Source organism: uncultured Kriegella sp. (assembly GCF_963975415.1).
GTDB lineage: Bacteria > Bacteroidota > Bacteroidia > Flavobacteriales > Flavobacteriaceae > Kriegella.
In genome coordinates this window covers 101512-126640 of record NZ_CAXBGN010000008.1, presented here as the reverse complement: position 1 = coordinate 126640, position 25129 = coordinate 101512, and the positions used below count along the sequence as shown (strand labels likewise).

19 protein-coding genes and 1 tRNA gene are annotated in these 25129 nt (G+C 40.3%); 8 read left to right on the top strand and 12 right to left on the bottom strand.

What is annotated here, in order from left to right; all coding sequences use genetic code 11:
• Window positions 1-74: 74 nt before the first annotated feature.
• The 3 genes from AACZ88_RS17030 to AACZ88_RS17020 all read left to right on the top strand — a co-directional run bounded on the left by AACZ88_RS17030 (window position 75) and on the right by AACZ88_RS17020 (window position 3184).
• Complete coding sequence (locus AACZ88_RS17030) at window positions 75-1811, top strand: NAD(P)/FAD-dependent oxidoreductase (RefSeq protein ID WP_339712725.1); 1737 nt, start codon at window positions 75-77, stop codon at window positions 1809-1811.
• A gap of 124 nt (window positions 1812-1935) precedes the next feature.
• The gene (locus AACZ88_RS17025) at window positions 1936-2763 is read left to right on the top strand and encodes an amidohydrolase family protein (protein ID WP_339712722.1); all 828 of its coding nucleotides are present in this window, start codon (window positions 1936-1938) and stop codon (window positions 2761-2763) included.
• Between the two features lie 67 nt (window positions 2764-2830).
• A complete protein-coding gene (locus tag AACZ88_RS17020; RefSeq protein WP_339712719.1) occupies window positions 2831-3184 on the top strand; it encodes an L-rhamnose mutarotase in 354 nt (117 codons plus the stop codon).
• 108 nt (window positions 3185-3292) lie between these two features.
• On the opposite strand, the gene AACZ88_RS17015 is transcribed toward AACZ88_RS17020, so the two are convergent.
• Window positions 3293-4615, bottom strand: coding sequence for a Gfo/Idh/MocA family oxidoreductase (locus tag AACZ88_RS17015; RefSeq protein WP_339712718.1), 1323 nt, complete (start codon window positions 4613-4615; stop codon window positions 3293-3295).
• Between the two features lie 152 nt (window positions 4616-4767).
• Between AACZ88_RS17015 and AACZ88_RS17010 the strand changes: the two genes are divergently transcribed.
• Complete coding sequence (locus AACZ88_RS17010) at window positions 4768-5583, top strand: SDR family oxidoreductase (RefSeq protein WP_339712716.1); 816 nt, start codon at window positions 4768-4770, stop codon at window positions 5581-5583.
• A 34-nt stretch (window positions 5584-5617) separates the two neighbouring features.
• A complete protein-coding gene (gene uxuA / locus AACZ88_RS17005; RefSeq protein WP_339712713.1) occupies window positions 5618-6832 on the top strand; it encodes a mannonate dehydratase in 1215 nt (404 codons plus the stop codon).
• 73 nt (window positions 6833-6905) lie between these two features.
• Here uxuA and AACZ88_RS17000 read toward each other — a convergent pair whose 3' ends face one another.
• The 6 genes from AACZ88_RS17000 to AACZ88_RS16975 all read right to left on the bottom strand — a co-directional run bounded on the left by AACZ88_RS17000 (window position 6906) and on the right by AACZ88_RS16975 (window position 14501).
• Window positions 6906-8393: an arylsulfatase gene (locus AACZ88_RS17000; protein WP_339712710.1), complete on the bottom strand. Its 1488-nt coding sequence runs from the start codon at window positions 8391-8393 to the stop codon at window positions 6906-6908.
• Between the two features lie 101 nt (window positions 8394-8494).
• Complete coding sequence (locus tag AACZ88_RS16995) at window positions 8495-9619, bottom strand: bile acid:sodium symporter family protein (protein WP_339712707.1); 1125 nt, start codon at window positions 9617-9619, stop codon at window positions 8495-8497.
• A gap of 76 nt (window positions 9620-9695) precedes the next feature.
• Complete coding sequence (locus AACZ88_RS16990; protein WP_339712704.1) at window positions 9696-10133, bottom strand: nuclear transport factor 2 family protein; 438 nt, start codon at window positions 10131-10133, stop codon at window positions 9696-9698.
• Window positions 10134-10175: 42 nt separating this feature from the next.
• Window positions 10176-11108: an RraA family protein gene (locus tag AACZ88_RS16985; protein WP_339712701.1), complete on the bottom strand. Its 933-nt coding sequence runs from the start codon at window positions 11106-11108 to the stop codon at window positions 10176-10178.
• Between the two features lie 199 nt (window positions 11109-11307).
• Window positions 11308-12807, bottom strand: coding sequence for a mandelate racemase/muconate lactonizing enzyme family protein (locus tag AACZ88_RS16980; protein ID WP_339712698.1), 1500 nt, complete (start codon window positions 12805-12807; stop codon window positions 11308-11310).
• Window positions 12808-12920: 113 nt separating this feature from the next.
• Window positions 12921-14501, bottom strand: coding sequence for a sulfatase (locus AACZ88_RS16975; RefSeq protein WP_339712695.1), 1581 nt, complete (start codon window positions 14499-14501; stop codon window positions 12921-12923).
• Between the two features lie 157 nt (window positions 14502-14658).
• On the opposite strand from AACZ88_RS16975, the gene AACZ88_RS16970 reads away from it, so the two are divergent.
• Window positions 14659-15090, top strand: coding sequence for a nuclear transport factor 2 family protein (locus tag AACZ88_RS16970; protein ID WP_339712693.1), 432 nt, complete (start codon window positions 14659-14661; stop codon window positions 15088-15090).
• 117 nt (window positions 15091-15207) lie between these two features.
• Here AACZ88_RS16970 and AACZ88_RS16965 read toward each other — a convergent pair whose 3' ends face one another.
• A complete protein-coding gene (locus AACZ88_RS16965) occupies window positions 15208-16791 on the bottom strand; it encodes an aldehyde dehydrogenase (NADP(+)) (RefSeq protein ID WP_339712690.1) in 1584 nt (527 codons plus the stop codon).
• Window positions 16792-17231: 440 nt separating this feature from the next.
• On the opposite strand from AACZ88_RS16965, the gene AACZ88_RS16960 reads away from it, so the two are divergent.
• Window positions 17232-18794 (top strand): M28 family peptidase, encoded by a 1563-nt coding sequence (locus AACZ88_RS16960; protein WP_339712688.1) that lies wholly within the window; start codon window positions 17232-17234, stop codon window positions 18792-18794.
• 254 nt (window positions 18795-19048) lie between these two features.
• Here the strand turns inward: AACZ88_RS16960 and AACZ88_RS16955 are convergent.
• Window positions 19049-19124: transfer RNA gene (locus AACZ88_RS16955), tRNA-His, on the bottom strand.
• A gap of 235 nt (window positions 19125-19359) precedes the next feature.
• Between AACZ88_RS16955 and AACZ88_RS16950 the strand changes: the two genes are divergently transcribed.
• The gene (locus AACZ88_RS16950) at window positions 19360-21471 is read left to right on the top strand and encodes a tetratricopeptide repeat-containing sensor histidine kinase (protein WP_339712686.1); all 2112 of its coding nucleotides are present in this window, start codon (window positions 19360-19362) and stop codon (window positions 21469-21471) included.
• On the opposite strand, the gene bshB1 is transcribed toward AACZ88_RS16950, so the two are convergent.
• From bshB1 to AACZ88_RS16935, 3 genes are all read right to left on the bottom strand, one after another.
• On the bottom strand, window positions 21468-22187 hold the full coding sequence (gene bshB1, locus AACZ88_RS16945; RefSeq protein WP_339712684.1) for a bacillithiol biosynthesis deacetylase BshB1: 720 nt from the start codon (window positions 22185-22187) through the stop codon (window positions 21468-21470). The two genes, AACZ88_RS16950 and bshB1, sit on opposite strands and share 4 nt — an antisense overlap.
• 209 nt (window positions 22188-22396) lie before the next feature.
• Window positions 22397-23566, bottom strand: coding sequence for a PLP-dependent aspartate aminotransferase family protein (locus tag AACZ88_RS16940; RefSeq protein WP_339712681.1), 1170 nt, complete (start codon window positions 23564-23566; stop codon window positions 22397-22399).
• 40 nt (window positions 23567-23606) lie between these two features.
• Window positions 23607-25016 carry an MATE family efflux transporter gene (locus AACZ88_RS16935; protein ID WP_339712678.1) on the bottom strand — a complete coding sequence of 470 codons (1410 nt, stop codon included), beginning with the start codon at window positions 25014-25016 and terminating at the stop codon, window positions 23607-23609.
• Between the last annotated feature and the right edge of the window lie 113 nt (window positions 25017-25129).

Here is a 25129-nt window from a genome sequence, read left to right as displayed (position 1 = left end):
ATGCATATCTTCGACTGGCAATAGCGCACTAGTATCAAATCATCTTGTTCCCGAAGATGATTTCAAGAACCACTATGAATACGATAAACCATACCTCGAAGTCTTTTTCAAATCAAACGAAAAATGATGTGGTTTCCGAAGAATATGACACCATTATTATTGGTTCCGGTGCGGGCGGGTTGGCCACCGCAATTTGCTTGTCCCGGGCCGGGCAAAAAGTTCTGGTGTTGGAACAGCACGATGTTCCGGGGGGCTGGTGCCACAGTTTTTATCTTAACGGCCATCGTTTTACGCCAGGTGTTCATTACGTCGGTCTTATGGGAAAGGGTGAATCTACCAGTGATTTGTACCGAGGTCTGGGTATTGCAAATGATCTCGTGTTTTTTAGAATGAACCCTGATGGGTATGAACACTGTCGCATCGGCGATGAACATTTTGACTTTCCATCTGATTTTGACGAATTGGTAGAGCGGCTTTCCAAACGCTTTCCAAAGGAAAGAAAGCAAATAACCAAGTATCTTACATTGGTACGAAATGTGAGTACGCAGCTACAATTATTGCCAAAAATGAGTGGTTTTTGGGATAATGTTACAATCCCCTATCGCACAAGGCATATGGGTAAGTTCGGGCTTTTCAGTCTACGGACGGTTATCAATTGGCATATTAAAAATCCCCTTTTGAAAAATATTCTTAATGTACAATGCGGTGACCACGGACTTCAACCCAGAAAGGCAAGTTTTCCTTTACATTGTGCCGTTATGGATCATTATTTTAAAGGTGGTTTTTATCCAATGGGAGGTGGGGGCGCACTGATTAAATCTATGACCAATGCCATTAAAAAAAATAAGGGAGAAGTACGTACAAGCCAAAAAGTAAATAAAATACTACTCAAGGGACAAAATAAAAAACAGGCGATTGGGGTTGAATTGGAAAACGGACAACAATTGTTCGCAAAGCGCATCGTTTCCAACGCCGATCCAGGAATCACCTTTCTAAATTTGGTCGGAAAAGAAAATTTAAGTAAAAAATTAAATAAGAAGTTAAACCGAACAAAATACTCGTGCACCTCGTTAATGTTGTTTCTTACCGTTGATATGGATTTACGGGCAGCAGGTGTAGATTCAGGGAATATCTGGTCGATGCCCGATATGGATGCCGACGATCTCTACGATAAAATGATGGCGACCGATATTTCTTCAGAAGAAGCTTTTGAAGGGTTATTCATCAGCTGCACAACCCTTAAAGACCCAACCGGTTATGATGGAAAACACCATACCTTAGAGGCGATTACCTATATCGATTACAAACCTTTTGAAAAATTCAGCAAAGAAAAAGACCCACGCTCACCCGAATACTTAGCTTTTAAAGCGTTGTTAACGCAAAAAATGATGAAAGGGGTAGAAAAGGCGATTCCAGGTATTAGCGACCATATCGTACATCAAGAATTAGGCACTCCTGTTACCAATAAATATTATATAAATACTACGAGAGGCAATGTCTACGGTACCGAAAAAAGTTTGAAGCATATCGGCCCCTTTGCCTTTAAAGTAAAATCTGAAATTGACGGACTATATATGTGCGGCGCAAGTATCTTATCGCATGGCGTGGCCGGAGCCGGTTATTCAGGAGTAAATACAGCGGCGGCTATACTAGGCTGTAAACAAGATGACTTACTGCAACTCGATGAATCACAGGAGGTACGTATTTTCAATGCCGATAATGATTCAGATTACCCGCAATGGTTGCAACAAAAAATAGCCCTTAAAAAACAACGTTCGGTTTCCAATCACAACAAAGAATCCTTGAGCTAAGCCTATCACATAAAAATTGGCGAATCAATTTTTGTATGTATGCTATTATAACTATTTTGGTATTCTTGACCAACTTAGTAAGTTTCACTTTCAAACAGCAACAATTTAAATAAAAACACATACGATGACAATAGACTCGCATCAGCATTTTTGGAAATACGACCCCGTTCGTTACTCATGGATCAATGATAGTATGGCCATACTACGAAGGGATTTTCTTCCAACTGATTTAAAAAAAATACTCGACAACAATGGTGTTGATGGCTGTGTAGCCGTTCAGGCCGACCAAAGTCTTGAAGAGACCGACTTTCTATTAAAGTTGGCCAAGGAAAATGATTTCATAAAGGGTGTCGTGGGTTGGATAGACTTAAGGGATCCAAAGGTAGACGAAACGCTTCAACGCTACAGTGACCAGGAAAAATTAAAAGGATTTCGTCATGTAGTGCAAGATGAACCTGACCATAATTTTCTTTTGCGCCACGATTTTTTAAGGGGTGTTGCCCATTTGGAAACACATAATTTAACCTATGATATTTTAACTTTTCCCCATCAATTGGGGGCTGCGCTTGAATTTGTAAAACGGTTTCCCAATCATAAATTTGTAATCGACCATATTTCCAAGCCCTATATAAAAGATGGTTTTTATGATGGATGGGCCTTATTGATGAAAGAAATTGCCCAACATGAAAACGTTTACTGCAAATTATCGGGTATGGTAACCGAAGCCGACATGAATTCATGGAAAGCTCAAGATATCACTCGCTATATGGAATTGGTTATGGAGGTTTTTGGAACCGACAGAGTCATGTACGGATCCGATTGGCCGGTTTGTTTTCTTGCGGGAAAATATGGCGAAATAAAGAATCTAGTGACCGATTTTATTGCTCCCCTTAGTGAGAATGAGCAAAAAGCTATAATGGGCCAAAATGCTATAAATTTTTACAATTTATAGCCGTTCATTTGCAAGAATATCTGAATAATACAACTATTAATATTTAATACACAACACTATTTGAATTATGGCAAATACAAAAAGATTCTGTTTCTCTTGTGATTTAAAGGACGATCCGAAATTGATCGCCGAATATAAGCACTATCATTCCAAAGGGGTCACTTGGCCTGAAGTGACCAAAAGCCTTAAAGATGCAGGTGTCGTAGATATGGAAATTTACTTAACAGGCAACCGTATGTTTATGATTATGGACGTCGATGAAACTTTTGACCTTCAAAGAAAAGCAGATATGGATGCCAACAATCCAAAAGTACAAGACTGGGAAAAGCTTATGTGGGACTACCAACAGGCACTACCATGGGCCAAAGCTGGTGAAAAATGGATTTCATTGGAAAAAGTTTTTCATTTGGAAGAGCATTAGTGTTTTAGATAATTTACGGTCCCTACCCTCTATGTGTTTTCAATCCATTGACTACATTTACAGGAAAGGGGCCATATTTCATAGGAAATCTTCCTCCATGGTTCACGTCTAAAACTCCCTGCTCTTTCTGCCGCGTAAGGCATTGGCCTCACTATCCCCATTAAATTGTTCTTTTTTAGGGTCCCACTCTAACGGTCTTCGCAATTTATAAGCAATGTTCGCGATATTACATACGGTAGCCGAACGATGTCCGGTTTCCACATCGCAAATGGGCGAGGTTCGGTTTTTAATGGCATCTAACCAGTCTTGATAGTGATTGTCGGAATGGTAAAGTCTCGTATCTGAATCTTTTAATTCAGCAGTAAGAATATTTACCGGGTCGGTTTCCAAATAACTTCTGCTTACATCCATCTTGCCTTCAGATCCCATAAACCGAACGCCCCAACCCCGACCAAAATCTTCATGAACCATTTCAATACCATTTTCATAAAACATTCGAAGTCCTCTTACAGCTGTAGGGTCGCTGGGCGGCAAATACCGAACCGGCCCTGATCGGTCCATTCCAAGTGCCCATTGCACGATGTCGAACATATGAGCTCCCCAATCGCACAAGATACCACCCCCGGTCTCTTCGAACAGACGCCAATCGGGCCAAAACTTCACGTCATTATTGGAAGGTGCCAAACGATGGTTATACTCCAGCAAAGGTGCCGGTCCACACCAAAGGTTCCAATCAACCTCTTTTGGCGTATCCTCTTTACTTAAATTATAGGGTATCGCCGGGTCGCCTACATTGACCAAAATTTTCTTTATTTCCCCAAGATAACCGTTTCGAACAAGTTCACAGGCCTTTCTAAAATTCTCCCAAGACCGTTGCATACTTCCGGTTTGCAAAACCTTTTTCGTAGACTTGGTAGCCTGTACCATATCAATACCTTCCATGATTTTTAGAGAAAGTGGTTTTTCGCAGTACACGTCTTTTCCGGCATTCATGGCATCGATCGCATGTCGGGCATGCCAGTGATCCGGTGTTGCAATGATTACGCCGTCGATATCTTTATTGTTAAGCAACTTCTGATATTCACTGTAACTCGTTATTCCTTTATGCCCACTTGTTTTCCTTTTTTCGCCGTATAATGAATTTACATGATTTTCAAACCAAGCCGTCTTGGTGGTCCAAACATCACAACCCGCTACAATTTGCGCATCGGTTTCCCCAATAAATCTTGAGGCCAGTCCCCTGCTTTGTTTTCCAAGACCAATAAATCCGAGATTGATACGATCACTTGGTCCTAAAAACCCCTTTCCAAGAACATGCCTTGGAATAATGCTGATAGCACCCGCCGATAATATGGTAGTAGAAATAAACTTTCGTCTCGTGAAATTTGTTTTTTGCTTTTTGCTTTTTTCGAAGGATATCTTTTTTTTCATTGCAACGTACTGGTTAAATCAATGTTCTTGTCTCAAAAATATGCGTTACCGAAATATACCGATTTTGTTTTTTTGTAAAAAGCAATTTTCATAAAGACTGAACAAAAGTTTCAAAATTATTGTTTTATCTTCCCGACCGAAAATAATAAAGTATGAATGACATATTTCAGATAAAGGATAAAGTTGCTGTGATTACAGGAGCTAGCGGGGCACTCGCCCAAAGTGCAGCCACTAGTTTGGCTCAATCGGGAGTCAAATTGGCTCTTTTGACACGCAAAAAATCATCGTTAACCCAATTAATAGAAAAGATAACATCTGAAGGTGGCGAGGCCACAGCTTATGAGGCAGATATCCTCTCCGAAGAATCGCTAAAAAATGCCAAAGATGAAATTCTTGCCCATTATGGCAAAGTTGATATCCTCTTGAATATTGCTGGCGGAAATTTACCCGGTGCGACTATTGCCCCTGACAAAACGATTTTTGATCTTGCTATGGATGATTTTAAAAAAGTTACCGACTTAAACCTCAATGGTACTGTGTTACCTTCCTTGGTGTTCGGAGCTAGCATGGCCGAGCAAAAAGAAGGCACCATTATCAATTATTCATCGATGGCTGTCGATAGGGCCATTACAAGGGTGGCTGGTTACTCGGCTTCAAAAGCAGCCATGGAAAACTTCACACGTTGGATGGCTGTTGAAATGGCTACAAAATTTGGTGGGGGAGTTCGCGTCAATGCTATTGCGCCCGGTTTTTTCATAGGAAACCAAAACAGGGCCTTGCTTACGAATACAGATGGATCTTATACCGAAAGAGGACAGACCATCATTCGAAACACCCCCATGGGGCGTTTTGGGGAAGCTGAAGAATTAAATGGAGCGGTACATTTTTTATGCAGTGATGCCGCACGATTTATTACAGGAGTTGTTCTCCCCATCGATGGTGGCTTCAGTGCATTTAGCGGTGTTTAATTAAGAATAACAAGATATTAAATTCATAGAAAAGATGAAGATGGAACAAACATGGCGGTGGTACGGTCCGAGTGACCCCGTAAGCCTTAGTGATATAAAACAAGCCGGAGCTACGGGTATCGTTACGGCGCTACATCACATACCGAACGGTGAGCTTTGGTCTAAGGATGAAATCAATAAGAGAAAAAAAGAAGTAGAAGATAGTGGCCTCGTGTGGTCGGTCGTAGAATCTTTGCCCATACATGAGAATATAAAGACCCGGACTGGGGACTTTGAACGGCACATCGTCAACTACAAACAAAGCCTCATCCACCTGGCAGAATGTGGGGTACATGTGGTCTGTTATAACTTTATGCCGGTTCTTGACTGGACCAGAACAAGTTTATACCGTGTTATGGCCGATGGCTCTAAAGCTTTATCTTTTGAGCATGCCGCCTTGGCTGCTTTTGACCTGCACATACTTAAGCGGCCAGGTGCCCAAGAAAGCTATACCGCTTCTCAAATCGATAAAGCGGCTGAGTACTATAAGAGCATGTCGGATGAAGCGGTTAAAGATTTGGTAAAAACGATTATTGCCGGCCTTCCCGGATCGGCAGAAGGCTATCCTGTTTCTGAAGATGGTTATGATCTGAGTAAATTTCAAGATATTCTTGATACCTATAAAAATATCGGGGAAGACGAAATGCGAGAGCATCTTGTACAGTTTTTAAGTGAGGTCATACCTGTTGCCGAACAAAATGGCGTCAGAATGTGTATTCACCCCGATGATCCACCATTCACTATTTTAGGGCTACCGAGAATCATGGGTACCGAAGCAGACTATGCCCATATTTTCAATAAAGTTCCATCGTTGAGCAACGGTATCACTTTATGTACGGGTTCTTTGGGAGCTCGTGGCGATAACGACTTGTTGCAAATAACGGAGCGATTCGCCGAGCGCATTCATTTCTTGCACTTGAGGAGTACCCAGCGTGATGCAGATGGTAATTTTTACGAGGCCAACCATTTGGAAGGAAATGTTGATATGTACGGCATTGTAAAACGAGTTTTGTTGGAACAAAAACGTCGGCAGAAAGAAGGAAGAAAAGACGCTTCCATTCCGATGCGGCCCGATCACGGCCATCAAATGTTGGATGACCTAAACAAAAAAACCAACCCTGGTTATTCTGGAATTGGAAGATTACGCGGACTTGCGGAACTAAGAGGTTTAGAGCTGGGCATTTACAAATCGCTCATCGAAACTGAATAAACTCAAATTAAGGACACTTAAAAAGGGCTGCAAAATAATTTTCGCAGCCCTTTTTTGTTGAAATCTACCTTGCTTATTTACTACCCAAATATGTTCCCTGACCAAAGGTGAAAATCTCTGAAGGAGTTCTGGCTTCCTTAAAAATTTTCTCCATTTCCTGAACAACCTCTGGGTGATTCTGTACTACATTGTTTTCTTCGCCAATATCGGTCGACAAATCATAAAGCTCTAAGGGAGCATCCGGGCTTTTAAAAACATTGTATCGCACAGCCTTCCAGTTTCCTTTTCGAATGGCCTGTCTTCCTCCTTTTTCATGAAATTCCCAATACAGGTATTCATGCTCTTTTTGCAGCTCTTTATCTAACAATGTTGGCAAAAAAGATATTCCATCTAAATTATCCGGAGCATCGATTCCGGCAATTTCTGAAACGGTAGGAAAAACATCCCAAAATGCCGAAACATGGTCACTTTGCGAATTCGGCGCAATTTTTCCAGGCCAACTGACAATCATAGGCACCCGGATACCCCCTTCATATAAATCGCGTTTTATCCCTTTAAGCGGACCATTGCTCTCGAAATAATCGGGATCTGCGCCACCTTCCTCATGCGGACCATTATCGGAAGTAAATATAATTAAGGTGTTATCGGCAATGTCCAGCGCTTCTACTTTATCCATAATCTCCCCTACTTGATCGTCCAATAGATTGACCATAGCGGCAAAAGCGGCATGAGTATCCTCTTGGGAACGGTAGGGCCCTAAATTAAACTCCTTGCCGTCATCCACCCCCTCATAAGCCTTTTCAGGAGGGTATTTCCCACGGTGCTTCTCCATATATTCTTCTGGAGCAGCCAGTTCGGCGTGGGGAATAATTGAAGGGACATACAAAAAGAAAGGTTCATCTTTATGGTCATCTATAAACTTCAGCGTTTGCTCATGTATTAATTTCGGCGCATAAACTCCATCTTTCATCCCTGAATTTTCAGCAAGCACTACCGAGTCTTTATTCGACCATAAGTGATACGGGTAGTAATTATGGCCTAAACGTTGGCAATTATAGCCATAAAAGGTATCAAAACCCTGATTATTTGGATCACCTTCAGAACCCGGAAATCCGAGCCCCCATTTGCCAAAAGCCCCAGTGGCATAGCCCGCTTTTTTCATGGCCTCGGCCAAGGTATAGGTCTCATCGGGAATTGGGTGTTGCCCTTCTGGTCTCACCTCCTTATTTCCACGAACAACAGTATGGCCCGTATGCATGCCGGTCATCAAAGCTGACCTTGAAGGAGCACAAACGGTACTTCCTGAATAATGTTGGGTAAAAAGCATCCCGCTTTTGGCTAGTTTATCAATATTCGGAGTTTCGAACTTTTGCTGTCCGTAAATACTTAAATCCCCATAACCTAGATCATCCGCAAGAATATAGATAATATTTGGTTTTTGGGAAGCACTTAAGGAATCTATGTTTTCAGTGGTTTCGCCAGATTTTTTTTTGGAAGAATCGTTACAAGAGCAAACAAAAATTAAGACAAAGGGCAAAAGAAATAAAAAAGGTCTTCTCATTATAAAAAGTTAAGATGCAACGGGTTTATACAATTTGGAATTTCTAAATCAGGATTTGATAAATTCAAAAATAGAATTTATTTTATATGTGTACGAACAGACTACAAAGTATTTAAATCTTTTCTGATATTTGGAGCATCGATATTTTCATTGGTCGGTTTTTTATGCCAATAGGAAGCGAGAATAGACCCGGTAATATTCATTAGCGGGCCGAAAACGGCAGGCGCCAAGCCCATTGTGGCAATCTTACCCAAAGAATTAGCAATACCCGATGCCAATCCGCCATTTTGCATGCCTACTTCTAAGGCAATCGTACGCGAATCTTGTTCGTTCAATCGTAGTAAACGGGCATACCAGTATCCGAGAAAATAGCCAAATACATTATGGATCAAAACCAGAACCATCAATATACCCCCAATATCAAGGAGACTGTCTCTACCGGCCGCAGTTATGATAGTGATTATAATGCCAATGGCCAACATTGATAAAAGGGGCATCGCCTTATGCAACCATCTCCCCTTTTCCCCCAATAATTTATTGAACACTAATCCCGCTCCAATAGGTAGAATAATCATTTTTACAATACTCCACATCATCGTTAACACATCGATTTCTATAAACTCTCCTGCCAATAGCTTCATCAATAATGGCGTCAAGAACGGGGCTAACAATGTTGCAATGGAGGTAATGGTTATGGAAAGTGCCAAATTCGCCTTTGCCAAATATGCCATTACATTGGAGGCCACTCCACTCGGGGAACATCCTATTAAAACGATACCAGCAGCTATTTCAGGAGGAAATCCGCTTAACTTGGCCAATACAAAACCCATAATAGGCATAATGCCTAGTTGGGCCGAAACACCGATAAGCACGCCCTTCGGAGACTTAAATATAGCAGCAAAATCGTTTATGCTCATCGAAGTACCCATACCGAACATGATAATTTGAATCAGCGGGATGATGAGTGCCGTTAATTTGAAATCACCGATATGGGTAAAATACTGGGGATAATAAAGTGCAAGGGCTACCCCTGTAAAAATCATTGTGGTAAAAACATAATCATTAAATGATTTATAACCACTAAAGGCAAAAGCCAGAATACCAAAAAATACTATCATTAATGGTCCCGATTGTTGGATCTTACCCATAAAAACCATTAAAAGAATACTTATGAAAAGTAGTATGGCAAAGCCAAAAGCTATGGAATAAATGGTTTTTTTATTCAAAATATCGATTTTTTAGGTTGATTATTTAGTTGCTATTAGTGGGAAGTTATTCATGAGAAATATGAAGTTCAGGATTTTATAACTTATAAGCCTGTCTAGCCAAAAGTTTCCAATTTTTATTATGCTTTTGAAAAACCATCAACACACCGATCCGAACATCTGCAGGTTTCCCTTCATTTAGTCCTTTTGCTTCAAAAAAATGTCGAACCAAGGCTGTTTTTTTATCTGAAAAAGAAATACGCTGTTCCGCTGGATTTATCGAAATAAAATCGAAAGTGCCATTTATGACTGCGTCGACATATTCCGCCTTATTTTCTATTGTTCCACTTGAATGGCCATAAGTAAGTGCAGTATCAGTAAGATTTTCGAGTGTAGCCTTATTCTTTTCGACCATAGCAGCGTATAACTTCTCAACTACTCCTGCGACTTCCGTTTCTTCTTCCTTTAGAGACTGGGCGTTGGTAGCAATGGCCCAGAAAACGAATAGTAAAATCACCTTGAAACTATATTTCATCTTTAAGTATATGTTAAAGTAATTATTTAAATCGATTGTTGGTTATTTCTTCCCCTTGAAGTAATCGTTCAATTCTTTTCGGGTCATCGGCAACTTATTATCTGGATAGTTCTTAAGCCAATTCATGAAATCGGCATCAATGGTATCGGTCCATTTTGTGTCGATTTGACCAGGAGTGTATTTTTTCTCCCGCAGCCGTTGGAATCCGAATTGATCTCGCAAACCGACTACTTCTGAAGATATTACTAATCTATCGACCAAATGGGATGGAATAAAAATAGTTCCGTGGCGGTTCGCCAATACCACATCCCCCGGTAAAACCGTAGCGCGCCCGATTCGAATCGGAGTGTTGATGCTGGTCAACATTTCGTGTTGAAGGTATGACGGGTCTTCTCCCCTGAACCACCCATTAAAACCTTTAATTTGGAGTAAGCCGGCGAGGTCTCTCACGCCCCCGTCAAAAATTACCCCATTATTTGAATTCGTATAAATGGCATTTCCTAAATTAGACCCGATCAAAGTTCCATCAACAATACGACCGTAGCCATCGGCCACATAAACATCTCCATTGCGTAATATCTCTATAGGCCATGAATTGCTCCCTCCGATAGTATCCCGGTTTTCTTTGCCCCCTTTTATTTTTACCAACTGCTGATAATCAGGCCTTAAAGGCATGTACTGAGCCGTGACCACACGACCTGTCATTACACTATCAGGATGAATAACCTCCCAACCACCTTCGTACTGATTATGGTAGTCACGGCTTCGTAAATACCCCCATGCTTCTTCTATTTGAATATTCTTTAATCTCTTTAAAAGCGCATCAGAAACTTTTGGGCGTCCGTCGGCAAACCGTTCTCCGCTCCAACCGGCGGTCAATTCTTTAATATATTCCGGTGAGGCGGCGACCCCTTGGGATTCTACATGAAAAAAGCTCATTACGAGCATCATAATCAATACTGTTCTGTGATTCATAACTGTGACTTTGTTGACTGTTAGTTGTAAAATTGGTTCTTTGTTTGTTGAAAATGTTAGGTTCAAGATATGTTTATAGCATATATCTTTCGAATAATCTTAATTACGACAAGACAAGTTCTCCCCGTTAAAACGCTTGTACTCCTTATGTTTCACCGAATATTATCAGGGCTGGACATTGGAATACGCGAAGCTCATTTTAACTATAGGTTCTATCATGTGAGCGTAATTCATCCCATTCTTTGGTTGGCGCAAAAAATGATTTGTCCCGAGGATCTAAGTGAGCCTTTACTACATCCATATTGAGTTCAATACCTAGTCCTGGAGCTGTCAGTGGTACTGGTGCAAAACCTTTATCGATCATTTTACCTCCTCCCGTCATCGTCACTAAATCTTCCCACCACGGAATATCAACAGAATGATGCTCCAATGCCAAAAAATTCTGACTGGCTGCCGCACAATGCACATTGGCCATAAAAGAAACTGGGGTTCCGGCTTGATGCATGGCCATGGCAATACCGAATTCCTCTGCGTAATCGGCGATTCTTTTGGTTTCCAATAGACCACCCGAAGAGGCCAAATCAGGATGCACGATATCAACCGATCTATTATGTATCAAGGGTTTGAAATTTTCTAAAAAATGAATATCCTCGCCTGTGGTTGTCGGGGTTTCGATGGCCTCGGTTATTGTTCGCCATTGTTCGGTATATTGCCAAGGCACCATATCTTCGAACCACGCCAATCGGTATTTATCCAAAGCCTTGGCCAAACGAATTCCGTTATTCAAATCAAAATGTCCATAATGATCGGTTGAAATTGGAATTTCATACCCGACCATGCTACGAACATTTTCTACAACCTGCTGTAAGTGTTCCAGCCCTTTCTCTGTTATCTGTATTTGCGTAAACGGATGGGCCGTATTTCCGTACGACATATAGTTTCGTTGATCACCCCATTGGTTAAGGCCTCCATTCGGACCTTCCCAAAATTTTCCATTGACAATAGTATCAGGAATACCCTTCAACTCCGCAATCGATACATCCATTTTTAGCCACGTATATCCTTGCTCCTTGACCCTGAAATTTATCAATCGCTGCTGTTCTTCAGGTGAGCCCGCTTCCGGGGTATCGGCGTAAAGTCTTACCTTATCTCGATAGCGTCCGCCCAGCAATTGCCAAGCGGGTACATTGTAGGCCTTTCCACAAATATCCCACAAAGCCATTTCAACGGCACAAACACCACCAGCTTGTCGGGCAGGCCCCCCAAATTGTTTGATGCTTTTAAAAAGTTTTTCGACATTACAAGGGTTTTCGCCAAGAATACGGCTTTTCAGCATAAGCGCATAGCGTACATCTGCAGCATCTCTAACTTCCCCAAGACCATAAACTCCCTGATTCGTATCAATACGTATAATGGCCGTGCCCCCCATAACCTTTGTCAATGCGTAACGCATATCGGTTATTTTGAGTTCGGAAGGAGCCGAGGCTCTATTTACCTTTGATGTAGTTTCTGCTATGGTATCTTCGAATGAATACCCTACAAGACTGGAAAGCCCAATACCTCCTAAAGCTGTTTTCTTCAAAAATTTTCGCCGTGCATCGCCTGTATTAGGGCTGTTCATTTCGGCTTTCCTTGAAGCGCCATAGTCCGCTTCTTCTTTTTTACTTTTTGCAATTAAACGCTGTAATGTACTTTTCATAATGAAGTGGTTAAAAAGGGTTTTATATTCTATTGATTTTTCAATAATCCAGACCTTTCTTTACTACCTATCGGGGGCAACCATCTTCTTTAAAAATAATAAGAAAAGGTCAATTAAAAAGCATTTTCAATAATCTCCTTCATTACGGGGTATTCGTCGTCGGTATCTTTATATTTCTGTTTCTCTACACGGATGGCCTTTTTCATGTTTGCAATAACTGTGGCATATTGCGGATTGTCTATGGCATTATGTAACTCTTTTGGGTCGTTTTCTAGATCGTAAAATTCCCATACTGGCTCACTACTTTCTTTAGACGCCCCTTTCATTCCAAGCCCTTGACCGTAAAAAAAAGCCAGTTTGTATCGTTCATTCCTGACCCCGAAATGACCAGGTCTAACAGGGTCGTGCAACCAGTAACGATAATACATTTCCTTTCTCCAACCAGCAGGAGTATTCCCTTTCAGGTTTTCCCTAAAACTTACTCCTTGTATGAAGTCTGTATTATCAACACCTCCATAATCGGCCAAGAGCGCAGCAAAATCGATATTCAGTATAATATCGTCAATGCGCTGCCCTCCCTTTATTTCTTTTGGATAACGGATTACAAAAGGCATTCTCAGGGACTCTTCATAAATCAACCGTTTATCAAAAAAACCATGTTCTCCCAAAAAGTAGCCTTGGTCGGCGGTATATACAACTATCGTATTATCGGCTATGCCTTCCTTTTCCAAATAATCCAAAAGCTTTCCAATATTATCATCGATGGCGGCCCCGCATCGCATAAAATCCTTAACCAGCTTCTGGTATATTTTTTTTCGTTTTTGAATGCTGTCCAATCCTTCCAAAGAATACGGCAGTCCAGGGTAACTTGTCCAGAAGTTATCAGGGTCAACCGTTGCTTGATGCCAACGTTTCGCCAAGTTTTCAAGCTTTTGTCCCTCAAAAGTTCTCCCAGTCGTTTCGGGACCAAAATCATAAAGTGATTCAGGTTCAGGTATTATATCATTGGCATATAATGATTTAAATCGCTCAGGGTAGTCAAAAGGTTCATGGGTGGCCTTAAAATTACAGAACATTAAAAATGGTTTTGAAGTATCTCGTTTCTCTAAATGTTCGATAGTAAGATCAGTAATAACATCGGTTGAAAATCCTGTATATTTTTTACCTGCTGAGCCATCATGCCCATCTTTCCAGTTTTCTTTAGTCTTTAAAATAGGATTCCAATAAAGCCCCTGGCCTGGCAATACATTAAAATAATCAAACCCCTCTGGAGGGCGAACCAAATGCCACTTACCAATAATCGCCGTTTGATACCCCTTTTTCGACAAGGCCTTAGCTATATTCGGATGCCCCTCTGGCAACGCTTCGTTTAGTGTATACACCTTATTTATGTGGCTGTACTGTCCTGATAAAATAGTGGCCCTGCTGGGGGAGCAAATCGAATTGGTACAAAATGCATTCTCCAATACCGCACCTTCATCGGCCAGCCTCTTGATATTCTTGTTCTGCACATAATCTTTTAAAAGACCTCCATAAATACCCCATGCTTGGGAAGTGTGATCATCGGAAAGAATAAAAAGGATATTGGGCTTGCCATTTTTGGTTTGCGATTTTTGTGCATTAATAAAAAAAGTAAAACCTGTGATAATAGTTAGGAAAGCGGGAAAAATAAAATTCCGAAAGCAGTTGTTCATTTACTTATGATTAAATATATTGAATATGGAAACAATATAGTGAAGTTTTACTTTAAATCCGATAGCCGTACCCAAAGAGTTTGGCTCAAAATCAATGCTTCTGTTTATAAAGTTCTTTCGAATCGATTATGTATAGTACCCATTCAAATCAAAATGTATGAAGACACTCTCAACTTTTCTCGTTTTGCTATGTCTCGCTTCTGGCTATGCCCAGACGTCGGATAATAATGACATCGCACAAATACAGTCCATTCTTGACCAACAAGAGCGTGCATGGTCTGAAGGTGACCTGGAAGGCTTTATGCAAGGTTATTGGAAATCGGATTCGCTCACTTACTTTAGTCGTGGCAAGATTACGCAAGGCTGGCAAACCACATTGGACAACTATAAAAAGGGATACCCGAGCAAAGCCCATACGGGTACTTTAAAGTTTAAAATTGCCAAGATTACCAAAATTAACAAAGAGGCTTATTATGTTATGGGAGAATATTTCTTAGAACGGGAAGTGGGAGATGCTAACGGCACCTTTATGATTGTTTTTAAATATATAAATGGGGAATGGAAAATTATCAGCGATTCTTCCTGCTAGTTTTCCCGTTCCCCATTTTGTTCGCTTAAAACATTACGGCGTCAAGTATGATGACTTGAAAAACGATTGTTATTCCTACAAATATTCCAAGAACTTTATTAGATTGTAAGAACCCTATTAGATTTCGGCATTGCTATGCAAGCCATTTACAATTCGCGTCAAACCCAAAGGATTCTTATCTTTTAAAGCATCAGGTAACGACTCTTGGGGCCAGTTTTGGAACGATACCGGTCGTACCCATCGCTTGATGGCCGAAGTTCCAACCGAAGTGAATCGACTATCCGAAGAGGCAGGAAAAGGCCCGCCGTGGTGCATTGATGGGCAAACTTCTACACCTGTTGGCACCCCATTAAAAATGATACGCCCTACCCTGCTCTGCAATGCGTCTACCACTGCCGTATACTCCTTTACTTCATTTTCGTTCCCTAAGATAGTTCCGGTCAACTGCCCTTCCAGGGCATTTAAAATTGTTTCCAATTCTTTTGCATCGTCGCATTCAACGACAATGGAAAACGGCCCGAATACTTCGGTATGAAGTGTAGGGTTTTTTAAGAAATCACTTCCAGAAACCCTTAATACTTTTTGCTGGGCAAAATTAGGTGCTGCGGCTGCATCGTAAGAAGCAACTACCGAAGTTTCTGGTTGCGACGATAAATTCTGCTTTCCTTTTTCAAAACCCTTATGAATATTAGGATGTAACATAACGCTAGGTAACAAGGTCGAGATTTCAGTGCCCAAAGTGGTGGTGAAATTTGAAAAGGTTTCGCTTTTTAAACCTAAAATCAAACCAGGGTTTGTACAAAATTGACCAGCTCCCAACATAATAGAACCTGCATACTGTTTTGCCCAATCTTCGCTCTTTTCATTTAAGGCCGATGGCAGTACTACCACAGGGTTTATACTTCCCATTTCTGCAAATACAGGTATAGGCTCTTTTCTTTCATTGGCTAGTTTATAAAGAGCCGTACCGCCTTTTATACTTCCGGTAAAACCTACTCCTTTCACCCCTGAATGCATCACCAATTGCTGCCCCACCTCAATACCACTACTATTAAGGTTTGAGAATACCCCGTTCGGCATTCCTGTTTTTTCCGCTGCTTTTAGAATTGCCAAAGAAACCAACTCTCCAGTACCTGCATGCATGGGGTGACTTTTTACGATAACGGGACATCCCGAAGCCAAAACGCTTGCGGTATCTCCCCCGGCCGTAGAAAAGGCAAATGGAAAATTACTGGATCCAAAAACTACAATAGGTCCAATAGGCACCAGCATTTTTCGGATATCGACTTTTGGCATTGGCTGTCGATCGGGTTGTGCCTCATCAATAGTAGCTTCGACCCACGATCCCTCTTCTAAAAGTGTGGCAAACGCGCGTAACTGCCCCATAGTTCGACCTCTTTCTCCCTTTGCCCTGCCTTCAGGTAGACCTGACTCTTTTACATATGTTTGAATCAACTCATCGCCAAGAGCCTCGATTTCATCAGCAATAGTCTTTAGAAATTCAGCCTTTTTAATACCCGAATAATTCTTGTATTCTGAAAATGCCTTAGTCGCCAAATCGACGGCTTCATCGATTTCTTCGCTGCTTGCTTCATAGAATTCCCATTCGGTGGCAATATTCAAATTTGGGTCAAATGTCCGGTATGTTTTATTTCCTTTTGACGATTTTTTGTTTCCAATATAATTTTTCCCGCTTATCATAATGTCTAAAATTTTATAATTATAAATACTGAACAGTCCATATAATCTTAGTGAGTAGCACAAAAATAGGTGCAATGGACTAGAATAAATGTACCAATGTTGGCCAATTCTAGGACTATTTTAGCCCAAAAAAAAATATATGCTACTATTTCACATAATATTTGCAATTCTCAAAGCATCTTAAAAAAAGATTTCGCCGAATTAACGGTTCTACCGACTCATTTCTGTATCCATTAAACATTCCCGTGTAGCCTAGACCCGTTGTATTTTTTTCTTAAAATACGGCTATCAAAGCAAAAGTCGATAAAAATAGGATGCGTATTTTTTCTTTTTAAAAAGTTAACAGGTTGGCGCCTATATAATTCTAGAAGCATCTCTAGTTTTTCCTTTTGTTTTCATAATTTTGCTGAATTTCGAATTACTTACCCATATCCATAAGAATGAAAAAACTAATTGTCATAGTTACGGGGTTGTTCCTAGCCTGCAATTCATCACAGAAAACAGTTTCAGAGGCCGTAAACTCTCAAAAGACTGAATATGACCCAATAGACTATGCTGAAAGCATTACGGAGGCCGAATTAAAAGAACATTTGTATACGTATGCTTCTGACGAGTTCGAGGGTCGGGAAACCGGCCAACCTGGACAAAAAAAAGCTGTTGAATATTTAAAGGCCTATTATCAAAAATTAGGCATTCCTGCTGCAAAAAAAGATGGGGATTACTTTCAAGAAGTACCTTTAGAACTCAGCAAGCTTCCATCTGGCTCAGTTAGTGTAAATGGCGAAGATTTTCCTATTGGACAACATATATTGACTTTTGCGGCAGTCGAAGGTGATTATAAGGAAATCATTTATGCCGGTTACGGTATCGAACAAGACGCATATTCTGATTATAAGCATCTCGATGTTTCCGGAAAAATTGTTTTGGTAAAATCTGGAGAACCTTTGAACGCCGATGGAAATTTCACCCTTTCAGGAAACAACGAAAAATCTATTTGGAGCAATATGTCAGAATCTATTGGAAAACGAATGGAGTTGGCTTCCGAGAAAGGTGCTAAAGGAATAATATTCTTCGATCTTGCCAATTTTGGGCGTTTTAAGAATAGGTTTGAGGTGATGAGGCGAAACGACCGCGGTCGGATGGTGCTGAAAACCAATAAAGATGCCGAGTTCGTAAGCTTTTTTGCCGATGACGTTTTTGCAAAAGCCATTCTACCAACGATAGAAAAAGATCAGAAACCAAGACAAATTCCACTATCCCTAAATTTAAAGGTTACCAGCCCAAATAATCAAGTTGAATCGGAAAATGTAGTGGCTATTCTAAAAGGTTCCGAAAAACCGGAAGAATATGTTATAATCTCATCACATCTAGACCATATTGGCGTGAATGCCGATGGCCAAATCAATAATGGTGCCGACGATGACGGCTCCGGTAGTGTGGCAATGTTGTCGATTGCAAAGGCTTTTAAAATGGCCGCAGACGCCGGTCATGGACCTAAAAGATCCATTGTTTTCCTTCATGTTACCGGTGAAGAAAAAGGGCTGCTCGGTTCTCAGTATTACACAGATGTAGAACCTATTTTTCCTTTAGAAAACACTGTAGCCGATTTGAATATTGACATGATAGGCCGTATAGACCCAAAGCGCGATGGTAATCGCAATTATATTTATTTAATAGGCTCTGATAAACTAAGTACCGAATTGCACGAACTTTCGGAAGAAGTAAATAAAAAATATACCAATATAGAACTCGACTATACTTATAATGATGTTAATGATCCCAATAGGTTTTACTATAGAAGCGACCATTACAATTTTGCCAAGAATAATATTCCTATAATTTTTTATTTTAATGGAACACATGCCGATTATCATAAACCGGGTGACACTCCTGATAAAATCAACTATGACCTGCTTCAGAATAGAACAAGATTGATTTTCTATACCGCATGGGAAGTAGCCAATCGTGATAAACGTCTTGCAGTAGACAAAGCGACCAATTAAAATAGAAAGTATCCCATTCAATTTTTTGAGATAGCGAAGAGAGGTTTGTCAATCAATATACCATTATAAAATACAAGTCGGTAAGTAGTGCCCCCCCTCCTATACCCAACCGGGTTTTATGTTTGAACTATACCTCGATTGAAGATAAAAAAGAAGAATTCCTATAAAATAAAAATTAGGCGGTGTATAATTTTCAAAAAACAGGTGAAACAAAAAGCCCCGTTAGTATTGACGGGGCTTTTAACTATTATCAAGGGTGGAAGACCGGGTTCGAACCGGCGACCTCTTGAACCACAATCAAGCACTCTAACCAGCTGAGCTACAACCACCATTTCAAAGCGATGGCAAAGGTAATTTTTTTTAACTTATTTTTCAAAATAAAAGACCGGTTATTTTGACAAGATAATTCGAGCCATCTTAAACTACGGCTCAATGCCCTTATCCACAATCAACAAAAAGTATTTAGATATCGACAAAATACATTGTTTTAGGGTCAAAACACACAAAAAACACCGTTTCACAACATAAATTTTAAATAGCTGTATCGAGGAAGTAACTTTAAATCTTGAATAATTTAACCGTGACGATGCTATTGGTCAAAACCCCTATTTTGACTTCATTTTATAAAAATAAGAAGTTTCCATTACTTTTTACTTTGGTGCTGCTGTTCATGCAAATTTCTAATGCCCAGCAAATTAAAATGGACAGTATCGAAGCGAAAATAAACCAGCTTAAATCCGATATAAATTTCAGTTCTAATGACACCATTTACATAAATCTACTTAATAAGTTGGGAAAGGAAATTCGTTTTTACAAAACCGATAGCCTCTTACATCTTTCAAAACAGGCTTTAAAGTTTAGTAATTCGATATCCTACGAACTAGGAAAGGCAAATGCCCTTATAGGCCTAGGCGACTACTACTCCGACAAAGGAGATCATTCAACGGCTATTTCAAATTATAAAAAAGCATTGGCCCTTTCGGTCAAAGAGAATTACACGCAACTGATTCTAACGGCTAGAAATAAACTATCGGGCGAATACAATTTAAAGGGAGACTATGCTAAATCGTTAAGTGGCCATCTCGAAAATATTGAATTGGCCGAACAGACAAATAATCTTTTGATGCTTTCGATCATCAATGAAAATATTGCCAGTCTTTATGCCTCCCAAAAAGATTACAAGCAGGCCTTGGAGTTCTATAAAAAAGTAAAGAAAATTAACCAAAAACTTGGGAGCGACATTTTTTCAGCAGAAACCATGAGTAATATAGCCTCTCTTTATTCCGACATGGGTGAATTGGAGTATGCTATGTATAATATAAACAGCAGCATTACTGTATTCGAAAAAAATGAAATCATCGATTGGTTGGCCTATGCCTACGAAATAAAAGGCAAAATTTATTTAAAAAAACAAAAGCTTAATTGGTCGCTCTACTGGTACAAACAGAGTGAAATGCTTCATGAAAAATTGCAAGATGAACGCGGAAAAATTGATTTACTAAATGGTATGGCAGAAGCGTATCTCGGCCTTGAAAAAGACAGTATATCTCAAGAATACGCCTTAAAAGCCTTTCATACTTCAAAAAAAATAAACTTTATTGAGGGCATGCAAAAATGCGCAAAAACCCTTTATAAGGTCAATAAGAACAAAGAAAATTTTGCGTCGGCGTTGGAATATCATGAAATCTATCAGAAAATAACCGATACCTTATCAAGAAACGAGAATAAAAAGAGTCTTACCATGCTCAAAACCAAAATAGCGCATGATAAGCAAAAGCGAGAGCTCATAATAGAAAATGAAAAAGCCCTGGCACAACAAAGAAATTATGTATATACCGCTTTAGGTATTTTAGCAGTTTTTCTAACCATTACACTATTAGTAAGAAGAAATGAGAGGATACAAAAAAACCTTAATACCGAATTAAAGACAAAGACCAAAGATTTAGAACACAACGAAAAACAATTGATGGAAAACAATGAAACCAAAGACAAGCTTTTTTCTATTATCGGGCACGATCTCAGAGGTCCGATCGGAGCTTTTCAAGGTTTACTAAAGCTTTTCAAGGATAACGAAATTGACCAAAACGAGTTTCTGAGCTTTATTCCTAAACTAAGAATGGATATTGACCACATTTCATTTACGCTCAACAACCTGCTTTCATGGGGGCAAAGTCAAATGAACGGTGCCGTCACCAAACAGGACACCGTAGCACTCGAAAACCTAGTTTTAGAAAACATCAATCTGCTTTCTGAAATTGCCGAAAACAAATCAATAAAGCTCGTCAATAAAATTGCAGATAATACCCTTACTTGGTCAGATAGAAATCAAATTGACATTGTAGTTCGAAATCTTATCAGCAACGCGTTGAAATTCACTCCTGAACATGGAACGGTAACCATAGAAGCCGTAGAAAAAAACGAGCACTGGTTAATCTCAGTAAAAGATACAGGTGTGGGAATGAACAAAGCTACTACTGACAGGTTATTCGCAAAGAATTCGAATTTGACTACCTATGGCACCAATAACGAAAAGGGAACAGGTCTTGGCCTATCACTGTGCAAAGAAATGGTCGAGAATAACAATGGTTCCATATGGGTAGAAAGCGACCTAAGAATAGGAAGCTGCTTCTTCTTCACCTTGCCAAAGAATAAAAAAATATATCACCAAACGGCTTAAAAAATAGCATTCAAGCTCTTGATAGCTATATGCTTTTCCGTGGTAAAACCCTCCGCATGGTCGACCCCTACTAATCGTCCAAGGTCTCGGGCCCTATACTCTACACTGTCTAGAAAATTAACACTGCTAATTGGGGTTTCAGGTTCTGAACTTTTCGGATCGTGAAACTGTGAAGAATAGGCCAAAATAGCTTCTTTCTTTTTGTGTAAAAAACCAGAAATATCAACCACAAAATCAGGCTTCAGATTTTTCCATTGAATATAATGATATACATTTTTTGGTCGCCAGACGGGCTGTATTTCCTCATCATCCAAAACCGTCTCTATTTTAACCAACCCACTTAAAAAACAAGCATCACTGACTAGTTTACTTCCCCGGCCATGATCGATATGTCTGTCTTCCACAGCATTACAGAGCACGATTTCAGGACGATACTTTCGAATCATTTTGATAACCTCCACTTGATGTTCGCTATCATTCACAAAGAAACCATCGGAAAAGCCTAAATTCTCTCGAATTGAAACACCTAAAATTTTTGCCGAAGCAGCAGCCTCTTCACTTCTGATTTCAGCGGAACCTCTAGTACCAAGTTCTCCTTGAGTCAAATCAACGATTCCTATTTTTTTTCCTTGTGCGATTTCCATTGCAATTGTGCCTCCTGCCCCTAGCTCGGCATCATCGGGATGGGCCCCGAAAACCAATATATCTAATTTCATTTACTCTTATTTTGTTCGTGAATTTGGTTGCACCGCTTAACTGCTTGCTTCAAACGATTAGGCATGAAAGCCCAAAGATTAACGAAATGCGGGCAAAAATATGGACATTTATCGGGTTAGACGAAATTTTGCCCCATTCTTAACAACTTCTTCTCTTTTATACGCTGTAATTCAATCGAACCAAACACACCAAAATATAACATACATTACTACATATGTATTCCAGCTACTTTCACTTGTTCCATTGCCTGTTCTATATCTGCAATCAAGTCTTCTATTTCTTCGATTCCAACAGAAAATCGAATCAATCCGTCCGAGATTCCCTGTTTTTCCCTTTCCTCCGTACCTAACAAAGCATGGGAAGTGAGCGCTGGAGATAGCACGGTACTTTCAACACCCGCCAAACTCATGGAAGGTTTAATCAATTGCAAGGATTTTTGAAATTGTGATGCATCCAAATCATCTTTCAATTCAAAGGATAACATCCCTCCAAAACCTTTCATCTGTGATTTTGCAAGGACGTGATCAGGATGACTTGACAAACCTGGATAATATACATTTTTAATATTCTCGTTTCGGTCCAAATATTCGGCCATACGCTGGGCATTCTCATTCTGGGCCTTTACCCGGATTCCCATAGTTTTTAGGCTTCGTTCTAGCAACCAAACGGTGTAATCGCTAAGGCTACCACCAAAGTTCTTTGCCAAACTGAAAATTCGATCGATATTTTCTTCGGATGAGGCAACTGCACCTGCCAAAATATCGGAATGACCACCCATATATTTTGTAGCACTATGAATAACTACATCGATACCGAAATCAATAGGGTTTTGATTTACAGGGCTAGCAAATGTATTGTCGATCATGGAAACGATTCCGTGTTTTTTAGCAATCTGTGCCACACCCTTTAAATCTGTAATCGTCAATAGCGGATTGGATGGTGTTTCTATATAAACGACTTTGGTATTAGGTCGTATTTTGGCCTCAAAGTCTTCTGGCCGCCAACCCTCGGTAAACGAATATTCGATTCCGAATTTATTGAATTCCTCATGAATCAAATGAAAGGTTCCCCCATACAATATTTGTTGTAGCACCACATGGTCTCCCGCCTGTAAAAATGCCATCAGCGACGTGCTTATCGCCGCCATGCCACTGCCAAAAATCAACCCTGATTCGGCATGCTCTAAAAGTGCAATTTTCTTGCATAAAGCTTCTTGATTGGGTGTATTGAAATATCTCGGATATCGCTTAACTTCTACATCTTCAAAGGCATAAGAAGTGCTCATGTACAAGGGAGAAATTGCTCCTTTGAACTGTTCGTCCCTTACTTCCCCAACATGGGTACAAATGGTATTTAGCCCTATTTTATTTTCATCCATTGTATCGAAATTTAAAAGCATTAAAGTTACAAAAACGGCATCACACCCTAACTTTTTTCCAGTTTCCTTTTTTAAACCATACCATAGAAATGACCGCTAATAATACTTCAGCTGCCGTGATGGCTATAAAAACGCCAATCGCCCCCATATTTAAAGTTATCGCCATCAAATAGGCCAATGGCAATTGAAACAACCAAAACGCAAATACATTTAGCTTCGTAGGTGTGCCTGTATCGCCGGCTCCGTTAAATGCTTGGGTAACGACCATTCCGTAGGCATAGAAAATATAGCCTCCAGCAATAATCTGAAGACAGAGTCCCCCGTTTTCGATTACTATGGGATTGGTATTGAACCATCCTACAATTTCGTACGCAAAAAACAGGTAAATCAAGGAAACAACGCCCATAAAATAGGCGTTGTACTTTCCAGTTTTCCAAACGGAAGTTTCGGCCCGATCAGGTTGCTGTGCACCCAGATTCTGACCGACCAATGTTGCTGCAGCATTGCTCATGCCCCACGATGGCATCAACGTAAACATCATCACGCGAATGGCAATCGTATACCCGGCAAGGACTTCACTTCCAAACTCTGACATCATTCGCATTAAAAAGACCCAACTAGAGGTCCCGATTAAAAACTGGGCTATGCCTCCCAGCGAAACCCTGATAAGATTTAACATCACCTTAAAACGGATGACGATATCTTGAAAACCGATTTGTATACGGCTCCATCCAAAGAAAAGTACACAAAGTTGAAAAAGTACGGCGGTCCCCCGTCCGATATTCGTTGCAATGGCGGCTCCTGTGACACCATATTCTGGAATGGGGCCCCATCCAAAAATAAAAATGGGGTCTAGAATAATATTGAGTCCGTTTGAAAGTACCAATGCCCACATTGCCACAGAGGCATCTCCTGCGCCACGGAAAATCGCGTTAATCAAAAACAACAAGAGAATGGTGATGTTGCCCCCTATCAATAGTTGGGTATACCCATAACCTTCAGCAATCAGATCAGGCTCCCCGCCCATGAGTGCCAATATTTCTTTGGCATAAACAAAACCGATCACCCCCACGATGGTGGAAACCACAACGCCTAGGGCAATAGCTTGAACAGCGGTCTCTCGGGCACCTTGAATATCTTTTTCTCCTATTCTACGGGCCACAACGGCAGTTGCAGCCATACTTAAACCAATCGCCACTGCATACACCAAGGTGATTACAGACTCGGTAAGGCCTATGGTTGCTACTGCATTTACACTTACTTGGGAAACATAGGCAATATCGACAATGGCAAAAATAGATTCCATCATCATTTCCAAAATCATGGGAATGGACAGCATGAAAATTGCCTTACGAATGCTACCGGTCGTAAATTCCGTTTCTTTGCCAGTTACGGCTATAACAAAATATTGAATTATTTTTTTAAAGGGTATTCTACTAGAATGTTGCATTTTGGAAGAAATTATGTTGAAAAAAAGGAGACGTCAAAAATCGACCGAAGATGATTCGATTACTTCTTGGGAATAAACCCTGTGACATCTATATAAAACATAATTTTACAACT

Excerpts from the sequence above, each read along its gene's own strand:
- AACZ88_RS16980 (WP_339712698.1), bottom strand. The coding sequence starts at position 12,807 with ATGAAAAGTACATTACAGCGTTTAATTGCAAAAAGTAAAAAAGAAGAA.
- AACZ88_RS17025 (WP_339712722.1), top strand. The coding sequence starts at position 1,936 with ATGACAATAGACTCGCATCAGCATTTTTGGAAATACGACCCCGTTCGT.
- AACZ88_RS16990 (WP_339712704.1), bottom strand. The coding sequence starts at position 10,133 with ATGAAATATAGTTTCAAGGTGATTTTACTATTCGTTTTCTGGGCCATT.
- uxuA (WP_339712713.1), top strand. The coding sequence starts at position 5,618 with ATGAAGATGGAACAAACATGGCGGTGGTACGGTCCGAGTGACCCCGTA.
- AACZ88_RS16960 (WP_339712688.1), top strand. The coding sequence starts at position 17,232 with ATGAAAAAACTAATTGTCATAGTTACGGGGTTGTTCCTAGCCTGCAAT.
- AACZ88_RS16985 (WP_339712701.1), bottom strand. The coding sequence starts at position 11,108 with ATGAATCACAGAACAGTATTGATTATGATGCTCGTAATGAGCTTTTTT.
- AACZ88_RS16975 (WP_339712695.1), bottom strand. The coding sequence starts at position 14,501 with ATGAACAACTGCTTTCGGAATTTTATTTTTCCCGCTTTCCTAACTATT.
- AACZ88_RS16935 (WP_339712678.1), bottom strand. The coding sequence starts at position 25,016 with ATGCAACATTCTAGTAGAATACCCTTTAAAAAAATAATTCAATATTTT.
- AACZ88_RS17030 (WP_339712725.1), top strand. The coding sequence starts at position 75 with ATGAATACGATAAACCATACCTCGAAGTCTTTTTCAAATCAAACGAAA.
- AACZ88_RS17020 (WP_339712719.1), top strand. The coding sequence starts at position 2,831 with ATGGCAAATACAAAAAGATTCTGTTTCTCTTGTGATTTAAAGGACGAT.
- AACZ88_RS16965 (WP_339712690.1), bottom strand. The coding sequence starts at position 16,791 with ATGATAAGCGGGAAAAATTATATTGGAAACAAAAAATCGTCAAAAGGA.
- AACZ88_RS16970 (WP_339712693.1), top strand. The coding sequence starts at position 14,659 with ATGAAGACACTCTCAACTTTTCTCGTTTTGCTATGTCTCGCTTCTGGC.
- AACZ88_RS16940 (WP_339712681.1), bottom strand. The coding sequence starts at position 23,566 with ATGGATGAAAATAAAATAGGGCTAAATACCATTTGTACCCATGTTGGG.
- AACZ88_RS17000 (WP_339712710.1), bottom strand. The coding sequence starts at position 8,393 with ATGAGAAGACCTTTTTTATTTCTTTTGCCCTTTGTCTTAATTTTTGTT.
- bshB1 (WP_339712684.1), bottom strand. The coding sequence starts at position 22,187 with ATGAAATTAGATATATTGGTTTTCGGGGCCCATCCCGATGATGCCGAG.
- AACZ88_RS17010 (WP_339712716.1), top strand. The coding sequence starts at position 4,768 with ATGAATGACATATTTCAGATAAAGGATAAAGTTGCTGTGATTACAGGA.
- AACZ88_RS17015 (WP_339712718.1), bottom strand. The coding sequence starts at position 4,615 with ATGAAAAAAAAGATATCCTTCGAAAAAAGCAAAAAGCAAAAAACAAAT.